Consider the following 20,440-nt stretch of genomic DNA (forward strand, 5'->3'; position numbering starts at 1 on the left):
TACTGTTTTCGTTTAAACTTTTAATGCTTCAAATGCCGGCAAAGCCTCAGCTACCACAAAAATACTGCCGCAGATTACAATCAGGTCATTTTTTAACGCATTTTGAAGTGATGCGGCTAAGGCAGCCTTTACGGATGTGTAACTTTCGCCCTCCAATGCAAATTTTAAAGCCAGTTGTTGTAACGATTCGGCCGCTAAACCCCTTGGTATATCTGGCTTACAAAAATAATAAGTGGCTTTTTTGGGAAATAATGCTAATCCTGCATTTAAATCCTTGTCGTTAACAGCTCCTGTAACAATATGGAGTTGATTATATACAAGTGTGTTTACCTGTTTAAACAGTTGCTCCAATCCGCCGGGATTATGCGCGCAATCGGCAATTGTGAGCGGATTTTCCTGCAATATCTGCCACCTTCCTGCAAATCCTGTGCGTTTTTGCACCTCTTTTAACGCTTCATAAATGGCCTCTTCGGGTATTTCAATCCCTTGAATGCGCATTACTTCCAGGGTTTGAACAACAGTAGCAATATTTTGTAATTGATAATCGCCTGCAAGATCAAGCATGAGATTAGGGTAAGCTAATTGATTCAAATAACTCACATTTAATTCCATGCCGTGGGTATTCCGCTCTAATAATTCAACCTGCACGTTTTCCGGAGCAGGATAAACGGGGGCATTGGCCATTGCTGCAATCTGTTCAAAAACGGGCAGTGTTTCCGGGTGTATTTCTCCTAAAACTACAGGCACATTCCGTTTTATGATACCTGCTTTTTCTGTTGCTATTTTGGGCAAGGTATCACCTAACATTGCCATATGATCGAAACTGATATTGGTAATTACAGAAACAATAGGCAGAATTACGTTAGTAGAATCCAATCTTCCCCCCAAACCAACCTCAACAATGGCAATTTGAACAGATTTATATCTGAAATATTCAAATGCCATGGCAACAGTTATTTCAAAAAAAGAGGGTTGAATAGTTGCAATATGCGGTTTAATTTTTTCTACAAATGTTATCACAAAATCAGCTTCACACATTTTGCCGTTTACACGAATACGTTCTCTGAAATCGACAAGGTGCGGACTAGTATATAAACCTGTGGTGTAGCCGGATTCAGCGCATACTGCAGCCAGCATATTACTTACAGAACCTTTGCCATTTGTGCCTGCAATATGGATTGAAGTAAATTCACGTTGCGGATTACCTAAAATATCCAGTAATTGTAATGTATTAGTTAAATCTTTTTTATACGCAGCAGCACCAACCCGTTGATACATGGGTAAATGTGTATACAGATAATCCAGCGCTTCCTGATAAGTCATCATAAATTACGGAAGCAAATAGACTAAATAATAGTGGTATTTGAAAATGGAACAATTGTGTATAATAAAACAGCGCCTTCGTTTTACTGAAGACGCTGCTCTTTTCATATAATACTTCCGGTCGTGGCGGGAAATATTATTGTAACTTAAAGTGGAATGTAATATATCCGATTTGAGTTTCCTGCGCTTTTGGATCTGCGTTAAAAACCCATTTCATAGCTGCTTCTTTTGATTTATTAATTAAGTTGCTATCAGTTATGGTTGAACCACTTCGCTCATAGTCAGCTTTAATTACTCGACCATTTTTGTCCACATAAATTTTTATGCGGATATCACCAATTTCGTGGTGATCAACAGAAAGTTGACCTTTTGTTTTTGCACTTCTGCCTGACAATGACCAACCAACAGTACCATCATCACCAATTCCTGAACCTACACCCTGATATCCATTTGGGTCACCAGTTTCAACACCCTGGTTACCACCATAGGTTGAAGTTCCTTCACTTGCACCTGTTTGACCGGTGTTTTTACCGGGTCCGGTATATAATTGATCTTTATCAATCGTATTGCTTGGTTTAGTGCTGGTACCGGTTGTAGGTTTAGTTGAGGTATTTTGCGGTTTGGTATTGGTATTATTGTCTTTTACCTTAACCGATTCCTCAGTGTTTTGTGTAATTACTTCACTTTTAACCGGTTGAGAAGCCTGTTGAGCTGCCGGAGCACTGGAACCTGTAGTTTCATTAACACCAAGCCCTGTCATATCCGTACCAAAATCTACCAATAAACCTTCACCTTCCAAAGGCGGATCAGGAGGCATGAAACTGAATAAAAACAGCGTTGCCGTAATAAAACATAAAATTGCCGTAGTTATTAAAAAACTATTCCTTTTCGCAGCGACGTCTTTTTTGATTTCCTGGTTCATAATAAACTTTTTATATGAGATGATTAAACAAATAATATTCCATAATCGAAAGGGTCTTAATTTAGCAATAACCCCATCTTTAAATCCATAAAAGACAGATTATGAAACGCAATTGATAATCAAATAAGTATAAACTGCTCAAATTTACCGGTTTACCTGCCTTTACCGGTAGCATAGGTTTTCACCAAAAAAATGCAATTGTATGCTTAAATAGACGAATTACCGATGTATTTAATCAGTTTACCTTAATTCCTGTTAAAGAAGTCGAAATATCATAGTACCATTGCAGTCCAATTCAAATTACAGGCAGGGAACTAATTTACGTTATTACCGTTTTAGGGAAATTACTCAGGCATTTATGACATCAGCAAAACAACCAATTTTTACCGGTTACCAATGGTTTGTAATCGCAGTTCTGGCATTTTTACAATTTACAATAGTACTCGATTTCATGGTACTTTCACCTTTAGGCGCCATTTTAATGCCTGAGTTAGATATTACTCCGGTCCAGTTTAGTCACTTAGTTTCCGCATACGCTTATTCCGCCTGTATCAGTGGCATTTTAGCCTCTGGTTTTGCAGATAAATTCGACCGAAAAAAAATGTTGCTCTTTTTTTATGCCGGATTTTTAGTTGGAACGGTATTTTGCGGTCTTGCACCTGATTATCATTCCTTATTAATTGCCCGTATTATTACCGGTTTATTTGGTGGTGTAATGGGTGCCGTTGTTTTTGCAATAACTACCGATTTATTTGTTATGCAAGTGCGTGGTCGCGTTATGGGTTTTGTTCAAATGGCATTTGCAGCTAGTCAGGTATTGGGTTTGCCTATCGGCTTGCAATTAGCAAATACCTTAAACTGGCATGCTCCATTTGTTTTAATTGCAGGAATTGGCGCTGTCGTGTTTTTTATAATTCTGATAAAATTAAAACCGATTACCGACCATTTATTAATTCAAAGAAAAGTTTCTCCATTTAAACATTTATGGATGACGATTTCCAGAAAAAGATATCTAACGGGATTTGGCGCAACCGTTTTATTGGCAACAGGTGGTTTTATGCTCATGCCTTTTGGGAGTGCATTTACCGTAAATAATTTGGGAATCGATTTAGAACATATTCCACTGATTTATATGTTTACAGGTGGTGCTACATTATTAGCAGGACCAATAATCGGAAGATTAAGCGACCGAATCGGTAAATACAACATGTTTATTTTTGGAACATTACTATCCATTTTATTGGTATTAATTTATTGTAATTTAGGTATCACACCTTTATGGATGGCCATTGTAATTAATATCATTTTATTTATCGGAATTACTTCTCGAATTATTTCAGCTCAAGCGCTAATGTCTGCCGTTCCTGACCCGCAAGACAGAGGTGCATTTATGGGTCTTAATTCAAGTATACAGCAACTTGCAGGCGGTTTAGCAGCTTCTCTTGCGGGTTTAATTGTTGTAGAAGAAGATTCCGGAAAATTAAGTCATTATCCAATTTTAGGGTATGTAGTTACATTGGCAATGGTAATAACATTAATTATGATGTTTATTATTAACCGCATGGTGAATGCTGATAAAAAAGAACAGCCTCCAATGCCTGCAAACAATCCGGAACTCGCGCAATAAGCAGGATATTTTTATATTTACCAAAACTTTTGGCGCATGAAATTAATTGCAATTTGTTCTTTAGTAATTACTACAATGGTTGTAGCTGTATCTTGTTCAGCAAGTAAATCAGCTGCAAAACCGCTCACTTATACTGAAAATGTAAAACCAATTATTGACGCAAATTGTGCCTCAACCTGTCACAACGCAGGTCGCCCGGCCGGTGGAATTGATTTAACTACTTATGCTAAAGTGAAAGAACACAGCACAACAGGTAAACTTATTCCGGCTATTCAGCATGCCGATGGCGCTAAAGCCATGCCTAAAAAAGCCGATAAACTGAGTGATGCCAATATTGCGGTTATTGTAAATTGGGCTGCTTCCGGTGCGGCAGAATAACTTCTAAACAATGCACACTTCATGTTGCATAAGTAAATATGCGGACTGCAGATATTATCCTCAACTTTGGATTTTATCATGCAAATTACTTCCCACAGGTTTAATACCTACCTGTTATCATTTTTAAAACACGATGTTAAATCCAGTGTTACGGTATTTTTTGTCGCTTTACCACTTTGTCTCGGTATCTCCCTCGGTTGTGGCGCGCCTTTGTATGCGGGACTGATAGCCGGTGTAGTAGGAGGGATATTTGTACCATTGATTAGTCGCTCACAACTCAGTGTCAGCGGGCCTGCAGCGGGATTAACCAGTATTTGTGCTGCAATTATTTTGAGTGCCGGAAATATCGATTTGTTTTTTCTCGCAGTAATGCTGGCAGGTGTTTTCCAAATTTTACTGGGTGTTTTCAAATTGGGCGGATTTACACAATTTATTCCTTCGGCAGTAATTAAAGGCATGCTGAGCGCAATCGGTATCATGCTCATCGCTAAACAAATTCCTTTTATGCTGGGGTACGACCAGCCTGATTTCTGGACGAACCAATTATTTAATATTTTCACCTTTAATCATGGATTTGAACATATTGGAAGTGTGTATCAACATTCATCCGGGGGTGCAATTTTAATTGCCTGTTTATCATTAATACTCTTGATTTTCTGGAAGCGAAATCTTTCTAAAAAAATACCATATCTGCCTTCATCATTTGTTATCGTTTTTTTTGGGGCAGGAAGTGCATTTCTATTAAACAATTTTATCCCTGCACTTGCTTTAAATGATGCGCAGTTTGTTAATATTCCGGAAAATGTTTTTAAAGATGTTCATTTTCCCGATTTTAATTTAATTACTACAGATTCTACAATCTGGAAAAATGCAGTCGTAATATGTTTTGTTGCTTCTCTCGAAACGTTGTTAAGTATAGCAGCAATAGATAAATTAGATCCGTTTAATCGCATCACACCACAAAACCGTGAACTCGTAGCACAAGGTGCCGCCAATTGCGTTAGTGGATTTATCGGAGGCTTACCAATAACTGCTGTAATTGTCCGCAGCTCGGCAAATGCAGAGGCAGGTGCTAAAACAAAATGGTCCGCAATTCTACATGGTGTTTGGTTATTACTGGCAATTATTTTTCTTGCAAATATTTTAAATACCATACCTTATTGTGTTTTAGCCGTTTTATTAATCAGCACCGGTTATAACCTCGCAAAACCAAAAATGATTAAGGCAGTTTACCAACAGGGAAGAGAACAATTTTTACCATTTATTGTAACGTTAGGTGCAATACTTATTTCCGATTTATTAATTGGTGTCCTAATTGGTGTTGTATATGCCATTTATTTTTTAATTAAACATACTTACGAGGCAGGATTTACCATTAAAGAAAGAACGGAAGGCCATACCAAACATTTTACCATCGAGTTGGCTTTAAATGTCAGTTTTCTGAACAAAAAACGTATTCAGGTTATGTTGGATAAACTACCAGTTTATGCGATTGTAGAAATTATCGGAACGGACAGCATTTATATTGACCGTGATGTATTGGAAATTTTCCAGGAATTTAAAACCAAGGCGCATAACAGACATATTCAGCTAATCATGAAGGATATACCCGAAGTGCCGATTATCGAATTACATTAACTAAAACAGGGCAATTAATCACTTACGAACAATAAAAATTTCTTTTTCCGAACCCGACGGGCTACATTTGAGTTGTAAGTTTTCTGGCATTACATTATGAAAATATTAATATCTTATTTAAAACCACACAAGCTGCTGGTTTTCTTTGTTCTGGCACTGGCCGCAATCAATACAGGGTTTTCTTTAATGGACCCTATCATTTTAGGTAAATTGGTAAATCTTGCTGCAGATTTCAAACAACACGAAGCTTCATACGACTGGAAACGCTATTTCAACTCATTTTCATGGAATAGTCCGGGTGTAATTATGTTGCTGTTGGGTTCAGTAACAGTTGCCATGGTAAGCCGTATTGCCAAAAATTTTCAGGACTATTTCCTCAATGTGATTATTCAAAAATTTGGGGCTAAGGTGTTTACCGATGGTTTACAACATGCCATGAAATTACCTTATCAGGATTTTGAAGATCAAAGAAGTGGCGAAACCTTATCCATTTTAACGAAAGTTCGTACCGACGTTGAAAGATTTATGAACATGTTTATCAATGTGCTTTTAGGTATACTAGTTGGTGTTGTTTTTGTTTTCGTTTATGCGGCTTTATTTATTCACTGGTATATTCCGGCAGTATATTTTATTGGTATTATTTTGTTAACAGTGATATCAAATGTGCTGAGTAAAAAGGTGAAAATCATTCAAAAAAATATTGTTGGCAAAACTACTGCCTTAGCTGGTGCTACTACTGAATCGCTGCGCAACATTGAATTGGTAAAAAGTTTAGGTTTAACACATCAGGAAGTGGAGCGGTTAAATCAAAATACCTATAAAATATTGGGCTTAGAATTAACAAAAGTAAAACGTATCAGAAGTATCAGCTTTATACAGGGAACATTTGTGAACACATTGAGACAAATTATCTTATTTATTTTAATGTGGCTGATATTTAAAGATTCAATGGATGCAGGGCAATTAGTTACCATGCAGGTATTTTCATTTTTTGTATTTGGACCATTACAGGATATCGGAAATATTATTTTATCCTATCGGGAAGCTGAAGCATCGCTGAACAATTTTAGTACGTTGATGAATAAAGTACCGGAGGCTCATCCTGAAAATCCTGAACAACTTGGAGATATTAAATCACTTCAGTTTGATGATGTACGTTTTCAACATAAAACTGCAAATAATCCTGCTATCGATGGAATTAGTTTTGATGTAAAGCAAGGTGAAACTATTGCATTTGTTGGTCCTTCAGGCTCGGGAAAAAGTACGCTGATGAAATTGTTGGTGGGCTTGTATCGTCCGCAGGAAGGCAAAATATTATATAATAATATCGACGAAAATTCAATTGATTTTAATGATTTAAGAAATCAGATAGGATTTGTTACACAAGACACGCAATTATTTGCAGGAACCATTAAAGAGAATTTATTATTTGTAAATCCACAGGCAACTGAAGCTGATTTATTGGATGTAATGCAGAAGGCTAGTTGTAATAATTTGCTTGCACGCGCAGAAAAGGGAATTGAAACGGTTATTGGTGAGGGCGGCTTAAAATTATCAGGAGGGGAGAAGCAGCGATTAAGTATAGCGCGGGCGTTGTTGCGCAGGCCGCGTTTATTAATTTTTGATGAAGCTACTTCTGCTTTGGATTCTTTAACGGAAGAGGAAATTTCGAATACCATCAGAGATATTTCAATTCATGGTGAGCAGATTACCATATTAATTGCACACCGATTAAGTACAATCATGCATGCAGATAGAATTTATGTGCTCGAGCAAGGTGAAATGGCCGAAACCGGAACCCACGATAAATTATTGGAATTAAAAGGTCTCTACTACGCCATGTGGCGCCAACAAGTAGGCGAACGCAAAAAATTCACACCTACGATTGTTTAATTACACTTATAATTTCGCTGCCTCAAAATTAATTTGAAGTATGGATTTTTAATTTGTAAAATAAACAACCGAAACGTCGGAGAACACGGGGAAAGGCACGCAAAGTTCATAGAGATTATTGTGTTAAATTCGAAATAATAATTTCAGCAGTGTTTAAAATATGATTGCTAAAAAAAAGTTACAAATAATTTCTCTATGATTTCTGTGTGAATTTCCTCTGTGCACATTATGGTTTAAAAAACTATCTTATTATGAATTAATAACTCTTCTAATACCATCCTTTAAAAAAAGTGTATTAAAATTTATTAATAATCCTAATTTAAAACCGCCTAATTTTACATAGGTTAAGGCTTGTGCTAAATGAACATCATTTAAAACATCGACACTTTTGATTTCAATTACAAGGCATCTTTCAACAACTAAATCTGCACGATAACCACATTCCAATTTTACATCTTCAAAAACAACCGGAATTGCTTTTTCGCATTCAACATGAAAACCTGCCTGTTTAAGTTTATGTGCCAAACAGGCTTTGTAAGTGCTTTCCAATAATCCAGGACCTAATTGTTTATGGACTTCTATAGCAATTCCAATAACTTTAGTTGCAATATCATTTTCTTTCATACATTTTTTTTTAGGGTAAACAAAGATTTGAAAGTCCCTAAAAGAAATTGATTTGAAATCTGTGTTATAAACCTTAAGCGCTTACATCCTTTCCGAAGTTGAATTTGAAGTGTTGATTTTATTTTGTAAAAACAGCCGAAACCGCAAAGAACACAGAGAAAATACACGCAAAGTTCACGGAGAATATTGGTTTAAATTAAAATTACTACCCACAATTTTATTTGAAATTTGATTAATTAGCAGATTACGAATAATTCCTCTGTGACCTCTGCGTGTATTTTCTCTGTGGACTCCGTGGTTAAAAAAGCAATGTGATTAAGGCACAAAAAAAACCACAATAAATACGCTAAATATTTTTGTATTTTTTTTGTGGGTTCTTTTGTGCCTTTTGTTTAACAAAAAAACATTTACCTCGCTTTCGTATAAATACAAATCTGGTCGCCTTCGTGTTTGATGAAAACGATGTTTGCGGTGGCGTCGTAGCGGGTGATGGAGCCATCGGAGTTGCGAACATTTACAAAACCATGGGCAACTAAAATGTTAACAGTTAATGGATAACATTCTTTTTTTACAACTCCACCCGGCAACGCAGAAAACGTTTCCATTAAACCTGTCGTGTTATTGTAGGTAAATGCCAAAATCATATTATCTGCCAATACAACTGTTCCGCCCATATCCGATATATCAGTAGTACCAATTATAATTGATCCCGTATCTGAAATATCTGTGGTGCCAATAGCAACAGCACCTGTATCTGAAATATCGGTAGTGCCAATCGTTTTAGATTGCTGGCCGGTTTTACCAATCTGTATTACATAGTTGTCGCCCGAATGGGTAACCTGAAACGCCTCTGCCGAAATTTTTACCGGTTGTGTTTCAGTTGGTTCGCATGAAGAAAGCCACCATCCCAGCGCCAAAGCCGACAGCAAGGATAAAATTTTAAAATTTTTCATAATGATTTTTTGGGTTGTTATTTGAACTGCTAAGATACTTATCTCAAGTATAAAGCGGCAAACCTAAAATCCTATTATTATTAAACGTCAAGACACCGTATTTATTAACTTTTTGCCCTTGTAACTCAATAAATATAGTATATTTGTAGAAATCATTATTAAACGTCATGATAGCTACAGACGACCTGCTTTCCCTTATTCAAAGTTTGAATCAGACGGAAAAACGATATTTTAAAATTTTCGCCCAACGCCATGTAATCGGTAAATCAAATGCCTATATCAACTTATTTGATGCGGTTGATGCTGCTGGAAAAAAGGGCAATTATGATGAAACTGAAATCAGGAAGCAACTGCACAAAATTATTCCGACCACTTCCTTTGCAGTCGTAAAAAATTATCTCTACAATCTTATTTTAAAAAGTATGCGCGCCTATCATGAGGATGATAACGAAACGCATGCCATAAGCTTACGTTTATTGGATATCGAATTTTTAATGCAGAAGGGCTTGTACGACAAAGCATTAAAATTATTAAAAACGATAAAACAATCAGCACACGCGCTCAACAGAAATTTTATGCTGATTGAAATTCTTTCGTTGCAACGACGTTTAATGCGTCATACCCTCGAAAAAAGCAGCGAAAATACATTGCAAAAATCGTCGGAAGAAGAAATGGCCTGTTTGCAAAATATTACCCTTGAGTTGAAATATCATCACTTATACGACCAGCTATTTGTGATGTTGCAACAGTATTATCAGTTTAGAGATGAACGACTATTAAATAAGGTTCAAAAAATAATGAAAAATCCTCTCCTTGCAAATAGCGAACAGGCAACTACTTTTGAAGCCACCATCATGTACCATCTAATTCATTCAGATCATGCACATTTAATTGGTGATGCTTTTAAATCTAAATATCACCGTCATCAAATAATGGTTGCTTACGAAGCGTATCCTAAAATGCAGCAGGATGAATCATTGCGTTATCTCAATTCCCTCAATAATTATCTGACCAGTTGTTTTCAGATTAACGATTTAGAACAAATAGCCGCTACCCTCGAAAAAATTAAATCTATTTTTCCAACTAACCTCGAAGAGGAATCTCAAATATTTAAAAACAGTACTTATTTAGAGTTACTATTTTATATCCAGACGAATCGTTTCACTGATGCTCAGCAATTAGTACCGGTAATTGAATCCGGATTAAAAAAATTCGGTAGTAAGTTACCTAAAGGCAGAATCCTCACCATATATTACAATGTAGCGGTGTTATTTTTTGTTACCGAAGCATTTGACGAGTGTCTCACTTGGATTAATAAAATAATTTTTGGCGATTGGGAAAATATTCGTCAGGATATACAAGATTCTGCAAAAATTATTCAGATAATTGTCCACTTTGAACTTGGAAATATTGAATTATTAGAAAGTTTAATGCGCTCTACACGTCGCCATTTAAAAGAAACTAACCGTTTATATGAAGTGGAATCATTGCTGCTGCAATTAATGAAAAAATTATTACGCAGTCCCGGTAAAAAGGAGAGAGGCAATGCATTACAAGCCGCCCAATTAAAATTACAACAACTCATTTCCCAATCGGAATCAGCCGTAACGGGAACAGATGAAGTGCAGCTTTGGTTAGACAGCCGAATAAAAAATAAAAAGATTTCTGAAATCATGATTAAATAAAAAAACATCTGCCAGCAAACGCCGACAGATGTTGTAACAGTAGTAAATAAAATACTTAAGGTAAAATAGAAAAACCTGCATATTTATACCCCTGGTGATTGGTTAAACCGTAGGCATAAGTTCCATCATAAAAGAAACTTCGGTATCCAACCAAAGCACGGTCATGTGCATATACGCGAACTGTATATCCGCAAGGATCTAATTTTGTGAGGTCAATACTAAATGCATGTGCAGTATCACCATAGTCGCTTTCACTTGTGCAATTTCTACCTGTTGGTGAAACAATTGTACCTAAAGTAGCTGGTGCAATAAAATGTGACGATGGTTGCAAATCTAAACTCCAGCTATGGAAGTAATCATCGCGCACTTTAACTGAACCGGTAAGTAATGTATTGGTTCCTGACTGATAAAAATTACATTCACCGCCATCAATAATAATATCTACATCATGTAAAGCACTGAGTGGATCACCGGCAACATGTGGATCCGGATTTACTAAAAATCCATCATTATCCAAATGAATGGTTACCACATTGCTGTAAGAAATTATTATCGGATTAAATGGATTGGTAAATGGTTCATCAGTAAATGCTACACGCAATTTATGTTTACCGTTTTTACTTCCTGAACTCCACACAGCAAGTGCATTAAATCGAATAATTTGTAAAGGTGCAGTACTGCCTTTATAACTTAACCATCCACCTGTTAAAGAAGGGTCCTGATCATTTAATACCGGCGATGGAAATCCTTCAATTATAAAACGTTGTTTATCTAAAACCGGATTCCATGATGCACCATCATTATCACTATATTCAACGCGATAATGAATATTATCCGGAGCACCACTGTTGGTGAAATAACCACTCAACATAATTTCACCACCAAATGGTCGTTTTGCATTTGGAAATGGCGCTAAAGGTTCAGCAAGTCCGTCAGCATTAATATCACTAATGCTAATTTCATTTACGGTTGTAATTACAATATCCAAATCACCATCGTTTGTTTTACCCGGACGTAATTGAACTAAAGCATCCATTCTGTTTCCCCAATGGTTTAATACGTTCGGATTTGTTGTTGATGGTAAAGATGCCCATGATAATACCGCACGAATACGAACTACATTTGGCTTGCTGCATGAACGCAAATGTTGTGTAACATCAATCGGTAATGCAACATTGTAATACAATCCTTCAGCAGGCATATTATCTAAATCGTGCACGCGTACTTCAACAGTTCCGAGATGATTATCAAAAGTTCCGTTATTATCCCAATCGGCCCAGAATGCAACATATTCGGATGAGCCGGTGCTGCATAAATCACCACTGTATCCTGAATTCTTTTTAATATGCACAACTGCACCTAATGTATCGGTTGCCGTATTTAAACCAACACAAACCAATTCCTCAAAATTCACATCGGCTTTGTCGTCATTACCAACAATTAATTCAATTAATTTATCATAGTCAACACCAATTTGTGCAATTTCATTTGGCTGATATTTTAATGTGCTTGCCGCAAATGGTTTATCCATTACAAAAGGTGCGATAGAAGTATACAACATGCGGTGCTCAGGTACTTTTGCAGCTTTGTATGTTTTATACAAATGTTCAATTGGCGGAAGGGGAGGTGTTGGTGTTACAAAATCTACTAATTTAGGGATATCAGTAAATTTTGGTTTCGGATAAAATACCAGATCACCGGGATTAAACGGTTTAAAAATGAGTAATGGTTTTAATTGAATATTACGTTCAATTACATTACCATAATTCGGGTGATAGTCAGGGTTGTTGGGGATAGCAAGGTTCCATGATAAAATTGCACGAACGGTAGGAATTACTGCTTTGTTGCAGCCTAAATATTTTTTGTGCGCAGCAGTATCCGGATAAATATATGCCATATACTGAATGGGATGTGCTGTTGGTGTTCCATCAGCAATATTCGCTGCTTTAAAATTGGTCATTCCGGCATCAACAAATCCGGCGCCATCATGGTAATCAATAAAAAAGCGAACATATTCTTTCGAACCGGTTGAACATAAACTGGTGCTGTAACCTGTCGACTGCTTCACACTAACTACAGCTTCCAGTCTGTTGGTTTCAGGATTATAACCCACACAGGTTAATTCTTCCCAGTAAGTAATATAGTTTGCTTTTATTGGAGATGTAAAAACATTTTTAAACAGCAACTGATGCCGTTCATTTAAATACATGCCGATTTCTTTTTCATTCAGCATTAAATTTTTAGAGATACTCATTGTAATTAATTTATTGAGGTTAAAAAACGTAACCCTGAAATTTTTCCGATTGTGCCGGCCACAATGAAAATAATTTCATTCGACAAGGCAAGATTAGCGCAGGATAAATCGGGCGGGTAACTAAAAATATTGATTCAATAAAAAATCAAACAAATGAATATTCTATATAACAAACTGATAATGAGCAGATTAAGCTATAGCATTATTAAAAGTCAAGTTGCAGAAAAGCGGACTGTAAATTATATTTAAAACGAAACGCTTAATAAGTCTGTAAGTCGATTATTTTTCCATTTTTCCAGGTTGTTTTCGAAATAATTTTTCCGGTTTCATCGTATTTCAACCATTCGCCATTTCGATATCCTAAATTAAAATTACCTGATTCATAAATTGAATCATTTGGCCAATAGGATATATAAGGACCATCTGCATAAAATAATTCATATCCTATAGCAATTATTTTTTCTTCCATCGCATTTCCATCAAAAATATGCATAAAATCTGAGCCCCGTTTTATGAACAAATGAGTTGTATATTTTTTTCGTATTCTATCACCGGAATATTGAATAATCAAAGTATCTGTTCCAAGTTCATAAACATACATCGATTTATCAAAATTCTGCAAGGTATCATTGCTTTCATTTTGCATCATAAAAGTAGCTTCTAATAAATCTTGTGTAATGCTGAAAACATTTGAATTAATACGATTATTTAAATCAACATATTGGTTTTTAAACAATTTGTTTTTAATGGCTCCATTTTCCCACAACTCAGTGCAGGCAATCACTCCAGCCTCATCATAATATTCCCACAAACCATTTTTTGCGCAATTGGAAAAATTCCCACTCATGTATTTTTGATTGTTTTCATGCCATGAGTCAAAAGGTCCATCTGCAAGTAAAACATAATATTGCTTTATTGCTGTATTTTCCTCATAAGTTTCTTCATCTAATATCCAAGTGGTATCTGATCGAAAGTGCAACTTAGCCATCATTTGAAATTCGACATTACCAGATGGATAAAAATGTGTAACGGAATAGTTTATACTATCAATTTTTATTAATAAAAAATTGCTGTCAATTGTGTGCTCAAAATGATTCTCTGCAAAACAAATACGGATTGGAATATTTTCTGTATTTGTTGAATTGTTTTGAGCGGATAAACTTAAATAGCAGCTAAAAACAATGGTAAATAAAACTACATATGCTTTCATTTTTTATATGTGTTATTTTGAGGAATTGTAGCTAGTTTTTAGCTAAATAAGTTTTTATCAAAAATAACAACACTTGCTTGTTATTCATAAAGCACATTTTCAATAGGATTCGGGTTTCACATTTCTCCATAGTTTGTTAACGACATTTAACACTCAAAGTGAAACTTTTTGACCTCAAAACGGTTATACTATTGTGTGTTTTCATGGGGATCAGGGGTCGTTCCACGTCAGTGGGCACCCCTGTTTTTATTCGGTTTAATTCTACTTCTAACCCATAGCTTTTCCTGCTTTGTCGCATCAAAAATGTAATATCAGGGTCAAAATAATTTGCATTAATTGAAAATGCAGATAAAATGTTGAAAACTTGACCATTCAAAACCCTTAATTACTATGGTTTAGGGACTAAAATCACTACCTTTGTACTCTCAAAAAATAACCAGTTTTTACACGAGAAAATAAACCAAGCGTAAAAGGAGAAAAAAGACATGTTTGAAGGCGAAAAAATAATTCCGATAAATATTGAGGAAGAAATGAAAACAGCCTACATCGATTATTCGATGTCGGTAATTGTTGCCCGTGCGATACCTGATGTGCGTGACGGTCTGAAACCCGTTCACCGTCGCGTGTTGTATGGTATGAAGGAATTGGGTGTTAACTATGCCAAACCTTATAAAAAATCTGCCCGTATTGTTGGGGAGGTATTAGGTAAATATCACCCGCATGGTGATACATCAGTTTATGATGCCATGGTGCGTATGGCGCAGGAGTGGAGCATGCGTTATCCGTTAGTGGATGGACAAGGTAACTTTGGTTCGGTTGATGGTGACAGTCCTGCAGCAATGCGTTATACCGAAGCACGTTTTTCCAGAATTGCCGAAGAAATGATGGCCGATTTGGATAAAGAAACTGTTGATTTCAGTAATAACTTCGACGATACACTTGAGGAGCCAACCGTATTGCCATCTAAAATACCAAACCTGTTAATCAACGGTTCTTCCGGGATTGCAGTTGGTATGGCAACTAATATCCTCCCGCATAACTTATCTGAAATTTGTGATGGCATTGTTGAATACATTCGCAACAGGGAAATTACCATTCCTGAATTGATGAAGTATATCAAAGGCCCGGATTTCCCGACAGGCGCAACCATTTACGGTATTGAAGGTATTGCAGAAAGTTTTGAAACTGGTCGCGGCAGAATTGTTGTACGCGGAGTTGCCAATATTGAAACTACAGCAAACGGTCGCGAACATATCGTGATTACCGAATTGCCATATCAGGTAAATAAAGCCTTATTCATTACTAAAATTTCTGAGCTTGTTCACGAGAAAAAAATTGAAGGTATTTCTGATGCCAACGATTATTCTGACCGTGAAGGTATGCGCGTGGTAATCGATTTGAAAAAGGATGCCGTTGCTACCGTTGTATTGAATCAGTTATACAAATACACACCGTTACAAAGTTCTTATGGTGTAAATAATATCTGCTTGCATCAGGGCCGTCCAAAATTGCTCAATCTGAAACAGATGATTGCGTATTTTGTCGATTTCCGCCATGAAGTGGTAGTGCGCAGAACACAGTATGATTTGCGTAAGGCTGAAGAACGTGCACATATACTCGAAGGTTTGTTAATTGCCCTCGACCATTTGGATGAAGTAATTGCCCTCATAAGAGGATCAAAAACGCCTGATGAGGCAAAAGAAGGTTTAATGAGTGGTTTCGGATTAAGCGATTTGCAGTCCAAAGCCATTCTCGAAATGCGTTTACAGCGTTTAACCGGCCTCGAGCGCGATAAAATTCGTGAAGAATACAATGAAGTAATGGCGCATATTGCACGTTTAAAAGAAATTTTAGCGAATGAGCCAATGAGAATGCAAATCATTGTAGATGAAACTTTAGAAATCAAAGCGAAATACGGTGATGAACGCCGCACAAATATTGTTGCTGCTGAAGGTGAAATGCGTATTGAAGATTTGATTGAGGAAGAAGATGTTGCGATTACTATTTCGCACATGGGATATATCAAACGCACCTCGCTGACAGAATATCGTGTTCAGGGTCGCGGAGGGAAAGGTGCAAAAGGTGGCGCTACGCGAGATGAGGACTTTATTGAACACATTTTTATTGCCAGCACGCATGATACCATGTTGTTCTTTACACAACAGGGAAAATGTTTCTGGCTGCCGGTTTATCAAATTCCGGAAGGAACCAGAACCTCAAAAGGACGTGCTATCCAAAATATGATTAGCTTACCTCCGGATGATAAAGTAATGGCGTATATCGACATTCATGACCTTGAGGATGAGCAGTTTATAAATAATCATTATCTTGTATTCTGTACTAAAAAAGGTACCATCAAAAAAACAACGGTAGAGGCTTTCAGTCGCCCGCGTGCAAATGGTATTGTGGCCATAAACATTGCTGAAGGTGATGAATTACTCGAAGTGCGTTTGACCAATGGCAACTGTGAAATTATGCTTGCGGTTAAGAGCGGAAGAGCGATTCGTTTCCCTGAGGAAAAGGTTAGACCAATGGGCAGAACAGCAACCGGTGTTATTGGTATAGAATTAGCAGATGAACAGGATGAGGTAGTTGGCATGATTACTGTTGAGAAGGGCGATAAAGAAAAATCTGTTTTGGTTGTGAGTGAAAACGGATACGGAAAACGCAGTCAGCTCGTCGATTTAGAAACCGGTGAACAAGAATACCGAATTACAAATCGCGGGGGAAAAGGTGTTACCACAATTAAAATCACACCAAAAACCGGTGCTTTAATAACCATTAAGGATGTGACAGATAATGATGATTTGATGATTATTTGTGAATCGGGACTGGCTATTCGAATTGGGGTTGAAAATTTAAGGGTGATGGGACGCGCTACACAAGGTGTTCGATTAATCAACTTACGTGACGGAGACCGCATTGCATCTGTTACCAGAACAGAAAAAGATGAAGAAGAAGATGCTCAAATAATTGACGGGGAAATCACCGGAAACGAGGAACAAACAGGAGAGGAGCCTACCGAAACTAACAATATAGAAGAATAACATAAAGAATTGAATATCAATAAATTAAAAATCAAAAAACAAATGAAAATCATATCAGCAATCGTTCTGTCTTTCATGGTATTTACATCTGTTGTAAACGCTCAAAACAGTAAGGTTACTACAGCGGCAAACGCACGTTATGCAGGTGAATACGACAAAGCAAAACAGGCCATTGACGAGGCTATTTTGAATGAAAAAACTTCCGTTCAGGCTAAAACCTGGGTTATTAGGGGAGATATTCATAATGATATAGCAAAAGACACTACCGGCAAATATTCTAATATCGCAAATCCTTTGGATGCTGCTTTTGAATCGTTCAAAACGGCATTAACAATGGAAGACTCTAAAAACTACAAGGTTAAGGTGGCAGAAGGGTTATTTACTACATACAACCTGTTTTTCATGAAGGGTTTAGATGCCTACAATGCCGGAAATATTGAAGATGCGTATAAGAACTTCTACATGGCTAATCAGGCCAATATGATTCAAATGGATGCCAATCCGCTTGCAATCCTTGATACCGGTGTATTTTACAACATGGGTTTAATGGCTGAACGTTTAGGCAAAAATGCTGAAGCTATTGCTGTTTATCAGAAGTTGCTCGATATCAAATACGAGGACAAAGATTTGTATACAAAGCTTTCAAACCTTTACACAGAAGGTGGTAGAGCAGATGAAGCACTCAAAATTCTTGAAGCGGGCCGCGCTGCAATGCCTAATGATAAAGATATTATGATTGCCGAGTTGAACTATTACATCAACGCAAACAAACTTGATATCCTGGTTACAAAGCTGGAAAGCGCGATAGCACTGGATCCTAAGAATACCGATTTGTATTTTGTATTGGGAACTACCCATGGTGAATTAATCAAATTGGATTCAACAAATGGTAAAATGCACTTTGATGCTGCAATAGTTGCTTACGATAAAGCTTTAGCACTTGATCCAAATCGTTTTGACATTAACCTGAACGCAGGCGCTTTGTTTTATAACACGGCAATTGAAATGAACAAGGTGATGAACGCGTTACCACTGGAAAAAGAAAAAGAATACGAATCGCTAAAAGTTGAACGCAATAAACTTTACAGTCGCGCTTTACCGTATTTCGAAAACGCTTACAAAATTGACCCAACAAATACAGATTGTATGTTAGCCTTAAAAGAAATTTATGTTCGTTTAGACATGAAAGAAAAGGCTGATGAAATGAAAGCAAAATTGGGTAACTGATTACAACAATATAATTTGTTTCAATATCATTTGAATAAGGGAGAGCTGATTGGTTCTCCCTTATTTCGTGATATTCTACTTAACATAATGTTTAGTTATGTGGAGAGGCTGTTTTTTCGGGGTTGGGGTATGATTTTTTTAACTACCTTTTTCGAGTAGTTACTTTTAAAAAAATCATACCTACCCGAAAAACAAAGCGCAAAAAATTATCATGTCGCTTTGAGCCGAATGCACATCAACTTCTATTATGTTAATGTAGAAAATCCTAATGAAACTGAACTACAAAATTTAGGAGAGGGGAAGTTAGTAAAATAAGAAATAGCTATACGTTTAATCTTTTAGGAAATTTCACAGGGGAATAGCTGTTATCGGTTTACTAATTGCGCTTTTTGATTATATCTACTAAAAGTGATACAATAAGCAATGTCGCGTAAACGCAAAACATTATTTTTAAAGAAAATATAAAGTGAGTATCGTATCTAAAGGATAGCGCAATTATTGCCGCCATTAAAAATGTGTTTAAATACCCTACTATTACCAAAACTTCAGATATAGATTCTTTTAGATTTTTTGGTCTAAAAAAATAAATATGTGAAGAAACTGCTGCATGTAGAGCAAAAAGAAAGTGATATTGAAATTATTGTTGAATATACTAAATCTATATCATCGTGCCTTGTTACATATAATAAGCACATCCAAAAGAAAGTGTTGTAAGCAAACAGCGTTGCGGCAAGTTTACCATGTTTATTTAAAATTTGTAACCCCTCTAACATTCACCAAACATACAAACTTTTAGGAGCGTGGCAAATTTTGTAGTTCAGTTTCCTTCCTTTTAATTATTTTCTATTTAACATAATGTTTAGTTATGTGGAGAGGCTGTTTTTTCGGGGTTGGGGTATGATTTTTTTAACTACCTTTTTCGAGTAGTTACTTTTAAAAAAATCATACCCCAACCCCGAAAAACAAAGCGCAAAAATTATCATGTCGCTTTGAGCCGAATGCACATCAACTTCTATTATGTTAATGTAGAAAATCCTAATGAAACTGAACTACAAAATTTAGGAGAGGGGGAAGTTAGTAAAATAAGAAATAGCTATACGTTTAATCTTTTAGGAAATTTCACAAGGGGAATAGCTGTTATCGGTTTACTAATTGCGCTTTTTGATTATATCTACTAAAAGTGATACAATAAGCAATGTCGCGTAAACGCAAAACATTATTTTTAAAGAAAATATAAAGTGAGTATCGTATCTAAAGGATAGCGCAATTATTGCCGCCATTAAAAATGTGTTTAAATACCCTACTATTACCAAAACTTCAGATATAGATTCTTTTAGATTTTTTGGTCTAAAAAATAAATATGTGAAGAAACTGCTGCATGTAGAGCAAAAAGAAAGTGATATTGAAATTATTGTTGAATATACTAAATCTATATCATCGTGCCTTGTTACATATAATAAGCACATCCAAAAGAAAGTGTTGTAAGCAAACAGCGTTGCGGCAAGTTTACCATGTTTATTTAAAATTTGTAACCCCTCTAACATTCACCAAACATACAAACTTTTAGGAGCGTGGCAAATTTTGTAGTTCAGTTTCCTTCCTTTTAATTATTTTCTATTTAACATAATGTTTAGTTATGTGGAGAGGCTGTTTTTTCGG

General features: G+C 36.3%; 13 protein-coding genes. 7 read left to right on the plus strand and 6 right to left on the minus strand.

All coding sequences use genetic code 11. From position 1 onward, the window contains the following. Positions 1–12 precede the first annotated feature (12 nt). Together IPI65_18475 and IPI65_18480 are read right to left on the minus strand one after the other, a co-directional pair. Complete coding sequence (locus tag IPI65_18475; protein ID MBK7443412.1) at positions 13–1,323, minus strand: bifunctional folylpolyglutamate synthase/dihydrofolate synthase; 1,311 nt, start codon at positions 1,321–1,323, stop codon at positions 13–15. A gap of 136 nt (positions 1,324–1,459) precedes the next feature. Continuing rightward, positions 1,460–2,245 (minus strand): hypothetical protein, encoded by a 786-nt coding sequence (locus IPI65_18480; GenBank protein ID MBK7443413.1) that lies wholly within the window; start codon positions 2,243–2,245, stop codon positions 1,460–1,462. Positions 2,246–2,603: 358 nt separating this feature from the next. On the opposite strand from IPI65_18480, the gene IPI65_18485 reads away from it, so the two are divergent. From IPI65_18485 to IPI65_18500, 4 genes are all read left to right on the plus strand, one after another. After that, complete coding sequence (locus IPI65_18485; GenBank protein ID MBK7443414.1) at positions 2,604–3,872, plus strand: MFS transporter; 1,269 nt, start codon at positions 2,604–2,606, stop codon at positions 3,870–3,872. Positions 3,873–3,908: 36 nt separating this feature from the next. Beyond that, the gene (locus tag IPI65_18490; GenBank protein ID MBK7443415.1) at positions 3,909–4,250 is read left to right on the plus strand and encodes a cytochrome c; all 342 of its coding nucleotides are present in this window, start codon (positions 3,909–3,911) and stop codon (positions 4,248–4,250) included. Between the two features lie 78 nt (positions 4,251–4,328). Then, positions 4,329–5,888: a SulP family inorganic anion transporter gene (locus IPI65_18495; protein ID MBK7443416.1), complete on the plus strand. Its 1,560-nt coding sequence runs from the start codon at positions 4,329–4,331 to the stop codon at positions 5,886–5,888. A gap of 96 nt (positions 5,889–5,984) precedes the next feature. Continuing rightward, positions 5,985–7,781, plus strand: coding sequence for an ABC transporter ATP-binding protein (locus IPI65_18500; protein MBK7443417.1), 1,797 nt, complete (start codon positions 5,985–5,987; stop codon positions 7,779–7,781). Positions 7,782–8,030: 249 nt separating this feature from the next. On the opposite strand, the gene IPI65_18505 is transcribed toward IPI65_18500, so the two are convergent. Beyond that, complete coding sequence (locus IPI65_18505) at positions 8,031–8,405, minus strand: GxxExxY protein (GenBank protein MBK7443418.1); 375 nt, start codon at positions 8,403–8,405, stop codon at positions 8,031–8,033. A gap of 407 nt (positions 8,406–8,812) precedes the next feature. Next, positions 8,813–9,358 carry a hypothetical protein gene (locus IPI65_18510; GenBank protein MBK7443419.1) on the minus strand — a complete coding sequence of 182 codons (546 nt, stop codon included), beginning with the start codon at positions 9,356–9,358 and terminating at the stop codon, positions 8,813–8,815. 167 nt (positions 9,359–9,525) lie between these two features. On the opposite strand from IPI65_18510, the gene IPI65_18515 reads away from it, so the two are divergent. Beyond that, positions 9,526–11,043 carry a hypothetical protein gene (locus IPI65_18515; GenBank protein MBK7443420.1) on the plus strand — a complete coding sequence of 506 codons (1,518 nt, stop codon included), beginning with the start codon at positions 9,526–9,528 and terminating at the stop codon, positions 11,041–11,043. A gap of 55 nt (positions 11,044–11,098) precedes the next feature. Here IPI65_18515 and IPI65_18520 read toward each other — a convergent pair whose 3' ends face one another. Next, complete coding sequence (locus IPI65_18520; protein ID MBK7443421.1) at positions 11,099–13,297, minus strand: hypothetical protein; 2,199 nt, start codon at positions 13,295–13,297, stop codon at positions 11,099–11,101. A 259-nt stretch (positions 13,298–13,556) separates the two neighbouring features. Then, a complete protein-coding gene (locus tag IPI65_18525; GenBank protein MBK7443422.1) occupies positions 13,557–14,507 on the minus strand; it encodes a hypothetical protein in 951 nt (316 codons plus the stop codon). 485 nt (positions 14,508–14,992) lie between these two features. Between IPI65_18525 and gyrA the strand changes: the two genes are divergently transcribed. Together gyrA and IPI65_18535 are read left to right on the plus strand one after the other, a co-directional pair. Continuing rightward, on the plus strand, positions 14,993–17,554 hold the full coding sequence (gene gyrA / locus IPI65_18530; GenBank protein ID MBK7443423.1) for a DNA gyrase subunit A: 2,562 nt from the start codon (positions 14,993–14,995) through the stop codon (positions 17,552–17,554). A 42-nt stretch (positions 17,555–17,596) separates the two neighbouring features. Then, positions 17,597–18,781 carry a tetratricopeptide repeat protein gene (locus IPI65_18535; GenBank protein MBK7443424.1) on the plus strand — a complete coding sequence of 395 codons (1,185 nt, stop codon included), beginning with the start codon at positions 17,597–17,599 and terminating at the stop codon, positions 18,779–18,781. Positions 18,782–20,440 lie beyond the last annotated feature (1,659 nt).

It is taken from the genome of Bacteroidota bacterium (genome assembly GCA_016706255.1).
Classification (GTDB): domain Bacteria; phylum Bacteroidota; class Bacteroidia; order Chitinophagales; family BACL12; genus UBA7236.